Origin of the sequence: Mycolicibacterium vaccae NBRC 14118 = CIP 105934 (genome assembly GCF_001552715.1) — a bacterium.
GTDB classification, from domain to species: Bacteria; Actinomycetota; Actinomycetes; order Mycobacteriales; family Mycobacteriaceae; genus Mycobacterium; species Mycobacterium vaccae.
In genome coordinates, this window is the sequence record NZ_BCRS01000190.1 from 1 (window position 1) to 10,644 (window position 10,644).

Sequence of the window (10,644 nt, forward strand, 5' to 3'; positions counted from 1 at the left end):
AGCCCCAGCGCGCGGGTGCGCCGCTCCCGCGCCTGTTCGTCGGTGGCCAGCCTGCGGGCCCGCCCGACGTGCCCGCCACTGACGGACGCCGCCCAGGCCGCGTCGCGTTCGGGCAGCCCGTCGGACTCGATCAGGACCTTGGCGATGGCGTCCACCGGCGGGGTGACCAGCGCGACGTGCCGGCACCGCGACCGCAGGGTGATCGCGATGTCCTCGGGATCCACCGACGGGGCGCACAGCAGGAACACCGTGGACGGCGGTGGCTCCTCGACGACCTTGAGCAGCGCGTTGGCCGCGCCCTCGGTGAGCCGGTCGGCGTCCTCGATGACCACGATCTGCCAGCGTCCGGTTCCGGGCCGCCGCGATGCGATCTGCACGATCGCGCGCATCGCGTCCACTCCGATGGACAGGCCCTCCGGGATGATGCGGCGCACGTCGGCGTGGGTGCCCGCCATCGTCGTCGAGCACGCCCGGCACTCCCCACACCCGGGGGTGCCGTCGGAGGTGCACTGCAGCGCGGCGGCGAAGCACAACGCCGCGACCGATCGGCCCGACCCGGGTGGACCGGTGATCAGCCAGGCGTGGGTCATCGTCCCGACCACCCCGCCGGTCGCGTCCGCCACATCGTCGGCGCTGTTGTGAGCGGAATCACCGCGTGCCGCGCGCGCGGCCGCGACCAACTCCTTCTCCACAGCGTCCTGACCCACCAGTCGCGAGAAAACACCGGCCATCGCCGATAACAGTAGTGCTGCGAACCGACACGTCCGCCCCAGACGCCCCTTCCGCGTCAGCAGGGCCCGATACGGTATCCGGGTGGCCGCCGAACCGATCGAAGTGGGGCGAATCAGTGCATTCGTCCGCTGGGTCGCGCGTACCCCGTGGCCGGTGTTCACGCTGGGCATGCTGCAGGCCGACATCATCGGCGCGCTGCTGGTCCTGGGATTCCTGCGCTTCGGGCTGCCCCCGGAGGACCGCATCCAGCTTCAGGACCTGCCGGCCTACAACCTCGCGATCTTCCTGGGCTACCTGTTCGTCTCGTTCACGGTGGCCTCGTACCTGACGCTGCGGATGCTGATCCCGGTGATGCGCTGGCAGCGCCGCGACATGCTGCTGGGCGACCGCGACCCCGCCGACACCTTGGTGGCCCGCATGCGGGCGCTGAAGATGCCGTTCTACCGGTCCCTGATCAGCGCGACGAACTGGCTGCTCGGCTCGGTGGTGTTCATCGTCGCCAGCTGGCCGGTGGCCAGCAAGTCCGCCCCGGTGGTGGCTGTCGCCACGGGTCTGGGCGCGACCGCGACCGCGATCATCGGTTATCTGCAGTCCGAGCGCGTGCTGCGACCGGTGGCGGTGGCGGCGCTGCGCGGCGGCGTGCCGGAGAACTTCCGGGCGCCCGGGGTCATCCTGCGCCAGGTCCTGACGTGGGTGCTGTCCACCGGCGTGCCCGTCCTGGCCATCGTGCTGGCGCTGGTCGCCAGCAAGTTCGAGGTGCTGACCGCCCCCGCCGACCGGCTGATCACGACGATCCTGCTGCTGGCGATCGTCGCACTGGTCATCGGGCTCTCCAGCACCGTGCTGGTGGCGATGTCCATCGCCGACCCGCTGCGCCAGCTGCGGTGGGCGCTCGGCGAGGTGCAGCGCGGCAACTACAACGCGCACATGCAGATCTACGACGCCAGCGAGCTCGGCCTGCTGCAGGCCGGCTTCAACGACATGGTGCGCGACCTGGCCGAACGACAACGGCTTCGCGACCTGTTCGGCCGCTACGTCGGCGAGGACGTCGCACGCCGGGCGCTGGAGCGGGGCACCGAGCTCGGCGGCCAGGAACGCGACGTCGCCGTGCTGTTCGTCGACCTCGTCGGCTCGACGCATCTGGCCGCGACCCGACCCGCGGCCGAGGTCGTGAACCTGCTCAACGATTTCTTCCGCGTCGTCGTCGACACCGTCAACCGGCACGGCGGATTCGTCAACAAGTTCCAGGGCGACGCAGCGCTGGCCATCTTCGGCGCGCCGATCGAGCATCCCGACGCCTCCGGCGCGGCGCTGGCAGCCTCCCGCGAGCTGCACGACGAACTGATCAGGGTGCTCGGCGAGACCGACTTCGGCATCGGGGTGTCGGCCGGCCGGGCGATCGCCGGCCACATCGGCGCCCAGGCCCGCTTCGAGTACACCGTGATCGGCGATCCGGTCAATGAAGCGGCCCGGCTGACCGAGCTGGCGAAACTCGAACCCGGCCACGTGCTGGCGTCGTCCATCGCGGTGGCCGACGCACTGGACGCCGAGGCCCTGTGCTGGGACGTCGGCGAGATCGTCGAGCTGCGCGGACGCACCGCGCCGACCCAGCTGGCCCGTCCGGTCAACCTGGCGACGTCACGCGCGGCGGCCCGACAGGTCGCCGGCGATCGGAGCACCTGACCGGCCGAAGGGCTAACCCTTCTTGGCGGCCTTCTTCGCCGGGGCCTTCTTGGCAGCCTTCTTGGCCACCTTCTTCGGGGCGGCCTTCTTCTTCACCGGACCGCGGGCACGGCGGTCGGCCAGCAGCTCGGACGCGCGCGCATCGGTGATCGTCATGACGTCGTCGCCCTTGCGCAGGCTCGCGTTGGTCTCCCCGTCGGTGACGTACGGCCCGAAGCGGCCGTCCTTGATCACCATCGGCTTCTCCGACACCGGGTCGACGCCCAGCTCGCGCAGCGGCGGGGTGGCCGCGCCCTGACGCCCGCGGCGTTTCGGCTCGGCGTAGATCTTGAGCGCCTCGTCGAGCGTGATGGAGAAGATCTGGTCCTCGGTGGCCAGCGACCGGGAGTCGGTGCCCTTCTTCAGGTACGGGCCGTAGCGGCCGTTCTGCGCGGTGATCTCCTCGTTGTCCGCCGGGTCGACCCCGACCACCCGCGGCAGCGACAGCAGCTTGAGCGCATCCTCCAGCGTCACCGTCTCCAGGTCCATCGACCGGAACAACGAACCGGTGCGCGGCTTCGGGCCCGTCGGCTTCTTGCCCTTCTTGGCGGTCGCGCCGGCTTCACCGTCGTCCGGGGGTTCCGGCAGCACCTCGGTGACGTACGGACCGTAGCGGCCGTCCTTGGCGACGATCTCGTGCCCGGACTCCGGGTCGACACCCAGCGACCGGCCCTCCTGCGGTGTGGCGAAAAGCTTTTCGGCCAGCTCCAGGGTCAGCTCGTCGGGGGTCAGCTCGTCTTTGAGATTGGCGCGCTGAGGCTTCAGCTCGCCCGGGTTGTCCGGGTCTTCGACCATCCGCTCGAGGTAGGCACCGTTGCGGCCCACCCGGACGTTGATCGCGCGACCCTCGGCGTCGTCGAAAAGCTTGATGGAGTTGACTTCTCGTGCGTCGATCTCTTCGAGGTTGCCGCCCACCAGCCGCTTGAGGCCGCCCTCGCGGGCGATCGAACCTTCGACGCCGTGCTCACCACCGAAGTAGAAGTTGTTGAGCCAGTTGGTCCTTTGCTCATTACCCGCGGCGATCGCGTCCAGCTCGTCTTCCATCGCGGCGGTGAAGTCGTAGTCGACCAGGCGTGCGAAATGCTGCTCCAGCAACCCGATCACGGCGAACGCCACCCAGGACGGAACCAGCGCACTGCCCTTCTTGTGCACGTAGCCGCGGTCCTGGATCGTCTTGATGATCGAGCTGTACGTCGACGGCCGCCCGATCCCGAGATCCTCCAGCGCTTTGATCAGCGAGGCCTCGGTGTAGCGCGCCGGCGGCGAGGTGGTGTGGCCGTCGGCGGTCAGGTCCCTGGCGTCGACGCGCTGGCCCTGGGTCAGGTTCGGCAACCGGCTCTCGGCATCGTCGGCCTCGCCTCCGGCCTGCTCGTCGAGGCTCTCCACGTAGGCCTTGAGGAAGCCCGCGAACGTGATCGTGCGGCCGCTGGCATTGAACACCACCTGCTCGCCGCCCGCCGCGGTGCCGCCGATACGCAGGCTCAGCGTGGTGCCGCGCGCGTCGGCCATCTGGGATGCGACGGTGCGCTGCCAGATCAGCTCGTAGAGGCGGAACTCGTCGGTGTCGAGCTGGCTGTGCAGCTGGCCGGGGGTCTGGAATACGTCGCCTGCCGGGCGGATGGCCTCGTGGGCCTCCTGCGCGTTCTTCACCTTGCGGGTGTACTGGCGCGGCGACGGGTGCACGTACTCCTCGCCGTAGAGCTGGCGGGCCTGGTTGCGTGCGGCGTCAATGGCCGACTGCGACAAGGTCGTCGAGTCGGTACGCATATAGGTGATGTAGCCGTTCTCGTACAGCCGCTGCGCGATGCTCATCGTGCGCTCCGACGAGAACCGCAGCTTGCGGCCCGCCTCCTGCTGCAACGTCGAGGTCATGAACGGCGCGTACGGACGGCGGGTGTACGGCTTCTGCTCCACCGAGGTGACCGCGAGCTGCGCCCCGCGCAGGCCGGCAGCCAGACCGTTGGCGCCGGCCTCGTCGAGAACGAGCACCTCGTCGGGCTTCTTGAGCGCGCCGAGGGAGTCGAAATCGCGGCCGCTGGCCACCCGGCGCCCGTCGACCGTGTTGAGCTTGGCGGTGAACCTCGGCGGGGACGCCTGCGCGTCGGAGACGCTGGCGTCCAGTTCGGCGGTGACGTCCCAGTAGCCGGCGCTGCGGAACGCCATCCGCTCGCGTTCGCGCTGGACGATGATGCGCGTCGCAACCGACTGCACCCGGCCGGCCGACAGCTTCGGAGCGACCTTCTTCCACAGCACGGGGCTGACCTCGTAGCCGTAGAGGCGGTCGAGGATGCGGCGGGTCTCCTGGGCGTCGACCAGGTCGTTGTCCAGATCGCGGGGGTCTGCTGCGGCCGCCCGGATCGCCGGTTCGGTGATCTCGTGGAACACCATCCGCTTGACCGGGATGCGCGGCTTCAGCGTCTCCAGCAGGTGCCAGGCGATCGCCTCACCCTCGCGGTCACCGTCGGTGGCCAGATAGAGCTCGTCGACGTTCTTGAGCTTGTCCTTCAGATCAGCGACGGTGGCCTTCTTGTCCGGGCTGATGATGTAGAGCGGTTCGAAGTCGGCGTCGACGTTGACGCCCAGGCGCGCCCACGGCTCCGACTTGTACTTCGCAGGGACGTCGGCCGCCGCACGAGGAAGGTCGCGGATGTGCCCACGGGAGGACTCGACGATGTAGTTCGACCCCAGATAACCTGCGATTTTGCGCGCCTTGGTGGGCGACTCGACAATGACGAGCCGTCGCACGGTCGAACCGTTGCCTCTGCGCGGTTCGGCGCCAGTTTTGCCGCTGCCGCGGTCCTCGTCAGCCACCTGTGTCAAGCTCCCAATTCTTCAGCTGCCTGCGGAGAGCATTCACTCATTCGACCCGCCCCGGCAAGTGACAATTTGACACCCCCGGCCTGCCGACGCAAACCGTCGCCACGTCCTCGGAGGTCAACCGACCGGCTACAGACGCGGCCAATGATGCAACGCCGCGCGGTGCGCCGGCGGTTCCCCCACGTTCTCTACCAGGCGTGATAGCCGCCGGCGCCCACTGATCCGCAGCGCGGGAAAGGACCCTCTGGTACCGATCAGAGTGGGTGCGATCCCGACCCGCATCAACGCTGACGCGAGCGCAGAATGCGTGTCGGGTGCGTGCGGGTCGAGCCCGAGCAGATAGCGGTCGTCCTCCTGCCGGCCCGCCGCCAGCGTCCACGCCCGCAGCTGCCGCGGTCCGGGCAGCCACTGCGGGGGGACGGTCTTGACCGCTCCCGTGGTCCAGTCCGCGGCGATGTCGAGCAATCGGGCGTCCACCGCGGTACGCACCAGCGGGCTGTCCTCGTCGGTGCGCGCGATCTCGGCCTCCAGGCCGGCGTCGGCGATCATCTCGGCCAGCCCCTCGGCGCGCCACAGCGCGTCGACCACCACGGAGAGCCGCGCGGCCTGCTGCCCTGCCCCACCGACGACCACCGCTTGTCCCGGCGCAGCCAGAATCCCGGTCAGGTCGGCAACCACCGGGGGCACCGACTCGGCCGAGAAGAAGGACAGCTGGCTCACCCCTCAGACACTAAGCCAGCCAGAGCCTGCCGACGTGTCACCGTGCCGTCCGGGGTGCTCAACCACCTATATACAAGAACGCCCCCGCGGGTCCGGATGGACTACGCGGGGGCGTCTTGAGGTCTTGGTGGCCGCTCAGATGGCGCGAACGCCGGTGGCCTGCGGTCCCTTGGGGCTCTGGCCGACCTCGAACTCGACCTTCTGATTCTCCTCCAGGGTGCGGAAGCCCGACCCCTGAATCTCCGTGTAGTGGACAAAAACGTCAGCGGAGCCGTCCTCGGGGGCGATGAAGCCGAAGCCCTTCTCCGCGTTGAACCACTTCACAGTTCCCTGTGGCATCTTTCGTACTTTCCTTCTCTATATTCACCGGGTGCGGCCCGCCCTTTCGGCAGACCGGGCCCGTTCCGACCGCCATACCTTCGTGGAGTGCTCGGAACTCGACCCGACCTACAACCCTCGCAGGAACCGCGATCGCAACGTCGTTCCTGCGAGTGCTGTTACACGAACACAGAAGCTGCGACCGTCGTAAGTCAACCATGTTCAGGGCCTCCGCGACAGTCTCGCGGCAATCACGTAGTGAACAATTCACGTGAGACCAGACCGGAAGGGGCCGACGTGACAGATCCGGGGCCGGATTTCGGCCGCGAGCTGCTCGCGTGCGCCGTCGACGGCACCGCCGCCGGTGAGCATCCGCTGCGTCATGTCGCCGACCTGGCCCCGAGACGGGCCCGGCCGCAGGCGTGGCCGGGCTGGGCGGACCCAGATGTGGTGCGGGCGTTCCATGATCGCGGTGTCGAAGCGATGTGGTCACACCAGCTGGCGGCCGCCGAACTGGCCAGGAACGGCCGTCATGTCGTACTCAGCACCGGCACCGCCTCAGGCAAGTCGCTGGGCTACCAGCTGCCCATATTGACAGCATTGAAGGAGAATCCGCGGTCGCGCGCGCTGTATCTGTCACCGACCAAGGCGCTCGGTCACGATCAGTTGCGTTCCGCTGCCGCGCTGACCATGGCGATCCCGGGGCTGGCCGACGTCGCGCCGAGCCCCTACGACGGCGACAGTCCCACCGAGGTGCGCCGCTTCGCCCGGGAACGGTCGCGGTGGATCTTCTCCAACCCCGACATGATCCATCTGTCCCTGCTGCGCAACCACGCGCGCTGGGCGGTCTTCCTGCGCCACCTGCAGTACGTGGTCGTCGACGAATGCCATTACTACCGGGGAATTTTCGGCTCCAACGTGGCGATGGTGCTACGCCGCCTGCTGCGCCTGTGCGCCCGGTATGCGGCGCCGGGTTCGGCGTTCTCCGGACCGACCGTCATCTTCGCCAGCGCCACCACTGCCTCGCCCGCGGCGACGGCATCGGAGTTGATCGGACAGACCGTCGCCGAGGTGACCGAGGACGGATCGCCGCAGGGGGCGCGCACGGTCGCGCTGTGGGAGCCCGCGCTGATGGCCGACCTCGTCGGCGAGAACGGTGCGCCCGTGCGCCGTTCGGCAGGAGCCGAGGCGGCGCGGGTGATGGCCGACCTGATCACCGAAGGCGCACGCACGCTGACGTTCGTGCGGTCGCGACGCGGCGCCGAACTCACCGCGCTGGGCGCGCGGGCCAGGCTGACCGACACCGCACCGGAGCTGGCACCGCGGGTGGCGTCCTACCGTGCCGGTTACCTCGCCGAGGATCGCCGCGAGCTGGAGCGCGCACTGGCCGAGGGTGAGCTGCTGGGCGTGGCCACGACGAACGCGCTGGAACTCGGCGTGGACATCGCCGGTCTCGACGCCGTTGTGCTGGCCGGGTTTCCGGGCACGGTGGCCTCGTTCTGGCAACAGGCCGGCCGTGCCGGCCGGCGCGGTCAGGGCGCGCTGATCGTGCTCATCGCCCGCGACGACCCGCTCGACACGTACCTGGTGCACCATCCGTCGGCACTCTTGGACAAGCCGATCGAGCGGGTGGTGATCGACCCCGGCAACCCGTACGTCCTGGGCCCACAGTTGCTCTGCGCGGCAACCGAACTGCCCCTCACCGAGGCTGAGGTCCGGATGTGGGGAGCGGAGACGGTGGCCGAGTCACTGGTCGACGACGGACTGCTGCGCCGCCGGCCCAGCGGGTACTTCCCGGCCCCCGGCCTGGATCCGCATCCCGCGGTGGACATCCGGGGCGCGATCGGCGGGCAGATCGCGATCCTGGAGGCGGGCACCGGACGGATGCTGGGCAGTACGGGTGCGGGTCAGGCACCGGCGTCGGTGCATCCGGGCGCGGTCTATTTACATCAGGGTGAAAGTTATGTCGTCGATTCCCTCGATTTCGAGGACGGTGTCGCTTTCGTGCACGCGGAGGATCCCGGTTACACGACGTTCGCGCGGGAGCTGACCGACATCAGCGTCACCGGTCCCGGTGAGCGCACCGAGCACGGCCCGGTCACCGTGGGCCTGGTGCCGGTGTCGGTGAGCAACACCGTCACCGGCTACCTGCGGCGGCGCCGGGACGGCGAGGTGATCGACTTCGTCGAGCTCGACATGCCCACCCGAAGCCTCGAGACGATGGCGGTGATGTGCACCATCACCCCGGAAGCTCTGCAGGACAACGGCATCGACCCGCTACGGACGCCCGGCTCGTTGCACGCCGCCGAGCACGCCGCCATCGGCCTGCTGCCGCTGGTGGCCAGCTGCGACCGGGGCGACATCGGCGGGGTGTCCACCGCGGTCGGACCCGTCGACGGCCTGCCGTCGATCTTCGTCTACGACGGCCATCCGGGCGGCGCGGGCTTCGCCGCGCGCGGATTTCGCACGATGGGCCGCTGGTGGGAGGCCACCGCGGCGGCGATCGACGCGTGTGAGTGCCCCTCGGGATGCCCGTCGTGCGTGCAGTCCCCCAAGTGCGGCAACGGAAACGACCCGCTGGACAAAGCCGGCGCAGTGAGGGTGCTGCGCCTGGTGGTGCGACGGCTCGCCGGACACCCCGATTGATCGCGCGCACCCGGTCAGATGCCGTCGGCGACGCGATCCGTTACGCCGAGCCCCACTTCCGGCAGCGATCCGTGCTGATCAGCGGGCCGCGGTGCGGATTCCGTGGTGTGCGGACCTTCCGCTTTGCGCTTTCCGCCTCGGTAGGATCTTCCGCATGACCCACGACTGGTTGCTCGTGGAAACACTCGGCACCGAGCCCGCCGTCGTCGCGCACGGCGCCTACACCAAGGACCTCGTCCCGGTCGCCACCTACCTGCGCCGCAACCCGCACCTGATGGCGATCCAGACCGCGATCGGCGAGACCGTGCGCGCCGGAGCCGGTTTGAGCAGCATCACCCCGAAGAACGACCGGGTGATCAGCACCGAGGTCGTGCAGATGTCCGACGGCAGGATCCACGGCGTCCAACTCTGGGCCGGAGCGCCCGACCAGACACCACCGGAACGGCCGCTGGTCGGGCCGCTGCTGTGGGACCTCACCGGGGGCACGGCCACCGACACCCCCGAGTCGCTCGAGGTCGGCGGTTGGGATCCGGCGAAGCAGACCACCCACGGGCGGGCGTTCGCCGACGACCTGCCCCGGCGCGACCTCAACCCGAACGAGGCCGAGGTGCTGAGCATGGTGATCCAGCCCGAGCCCGGGGTGACGCTGTGCAACACCTGGGATGTCACCGATTACCGCGGCCAGCCGATCACCGTCGGCTTCGTGGCACGTTCACTTCCGGAGGTCCAGGCCGACGGCGGCGAGCGGTTGATCTGCCGGGCGATGAACTGGCGCAGCGTCCGCGATGGCCCGAGCATCCAGCACGATCTGCTGGCCCAGCGCATCGTCGAGGGGATGCGTCAGCCCGGCGTGTACCGGGCGTTGGTGGATCCGCGGCACTGGACCCTGCTGAAGTGGCTCGACGACCCGGTGCCGTTCCTGGACTGGCGGTCCACCATGGTCAGCCCGGAGGCGTTGCACCCGGACGACCGGAAGACGACGATGGCGGCCATGGCGGCCGAGTTCGCGACCGGGGTCGCCAGCGGAGTCTTACGGATGGCCGGCCCGAACGGCGGCTGGACGCCGGTCCACGTCACGGTGAATCGCGTCAAGCTCGGCAGGAACGTCGACGCGGGGCTGGCGTCACTGCGCCTTCCGACGTCGTCCGAACTCGCCGCCGCCGGGCTCGATGGTGCGGTCGAGCAGCCGTCCCGCAGACCGAAAGTGCTGTCCCGCAAGGACAAGTCGTCCCGCACCTAGCACGCGCTCAGGGGCCGCCCCGGCCCGGACCGTTCCCGTTGCCGGGCCCTTTTCCGTTCCCGTTGCCGGGGCCCTTTCCGTTGCCGGGCCCCTTGGCTTCGCGCTCCCCCTTCCCGGGCGGGCCCTTCCTCTCCTGTGGTTGCTGCGGCACCACGGGGGCTGTTGAAACGACCTGCGACGGTGCGGGCGTGGTGACCGGCGGCGGGGCCGGCACCGTCGTACTCGTGCCGACCGGTTCGGCGGGGGCCGACGACGAGAACGGGTCCATCGCCAGCGCGATCGCCGCCACGGCGAACGCGCCCAGCAGGCCGGCGCTCAGCGCGTACTTGCTTGTCCGCGACATCGGACGACGCGGCGGCGCATGCGGAATCGGCTGCGGCACCTGCGCGGTGAGTACCCGGGTGGCCGGTCGGGGCGCAGGGGCACCTGCCGGCCATGCGGCCGCATCG

Annotated in this window: 7 protein-coding genes and 1 pseudogene; 3 read left to right on the forward strand and 5 right to left on the reverse strand. The window is 69.6% G+C overall.

Annotated features, from left to right (window positions below; translation table 11 throughout):
- Positions 1-731: DNA polymerase III subunit delta' (locus MVA01S_RS25955; protein WP_110899843.1), on the reverse strand; the 731-nt coding region annotated here is incomplete at its 3' end.
- An 82-nt stretch (positions 732-813) separates the two neighbouring features.
- Between MVA01S_RS25955 and MVA01S_RS25960 the strand changes: the two genes are divergently transcribed.
- Positions 814-2,415, forward strand: coding sequence for an adenylate/guanylate cyclase domain-containing protein (locus tag MVA01S_RS25960; RefSeq protein ID WP_003931742.1), 1,602 nt, complete (start codon positions 814-816; stop codon positions 2,413-2,415).
- A gap of 12 nt (positions 2,416-2,427) precedes the next feature.
- Here MVA01S_RS25960 and topA read toward each other — a convergent pair whose 3' ends face one another.
- From topA to MVA01S_RS25975, 3 genes are all read right to left on the reverse strand, one after another.
- Positions 2,428-5,265 carry a type I DNA topoisomerase gene (gene topA / locus MVA01S_RS25965; RefSeq protein ID WP_003931741.1) on the reverse strand — a complete coding sequence of 946 codons (2,838 nt, stop codon included), beginning with the start codon at positions 5,263-5,265 and terminating at the stop codon, positions 2,428-2,430.
- A gap of 135 nt (positions 5,266-5,400) precedes the next feature.
- Positions 5,401-5,991 (reverse strand): hypothetical protein, encoded by a 591-nt coding sequence (locus MVA01S_RS25970; RefSeq protein WP_003931740.1) that lies wholly within the window; start codon positions 5,989-5,991, stop codon positions 5,401-5,403.
- 135 nt (positions 5,992-6,126) lie between these two features.
- A complete protein-coding gene (locus MVA01S_RS25975) occupies positions 6,127-6,330 on the reverse strand; it encodes a cold-shock protein (protein WP_003882601.1) in 204 nt (67 codons plus the stop codon).
- Between the two features lie 276 nt (positions 6,331-6,606).
- Here MVA01S_RS25975 and MVA01S_RS25980 point away from each other — a divergent pair, with 276 nt between their 5' ends.
- Positions 6,607-8,955, forward strand: coding sequence for a DNA 3'-5' helicase SftH (locus MVA01S_RS25980; RefSeq protein ID WP_003931739.1), 2,349 nt, complete (start codon positions 6,607-6,609; stop codon positions 8,953-8,955).
- Positions 8,956-9,109: 154 nt separating this feature from the next.
- Positions 9,110-10,195 carry a PAS domain-containing protein gene (locus MVA01S_RS25985; protein ID WP_003931738.1) on the forward strand — a complete coding sequence of 362 codons (1,086 nt, stop codon included), beginning with the start codon at positions 9,110-9,112 and terminating at the stop codon, positions 10,193-10,195.
- 7 nt (positions 10,196-10,202) lie between these two features.
- Here the strand turns inward: MVA01S_RS25985 and MVA01S_RS25990 are convergent.
- Positions 10,203-10,644 (reverse strand): annotated as a pseudogene (locus MVA01S_RS25990) (serine/threonine protein kinase); the annotation flags it as partial.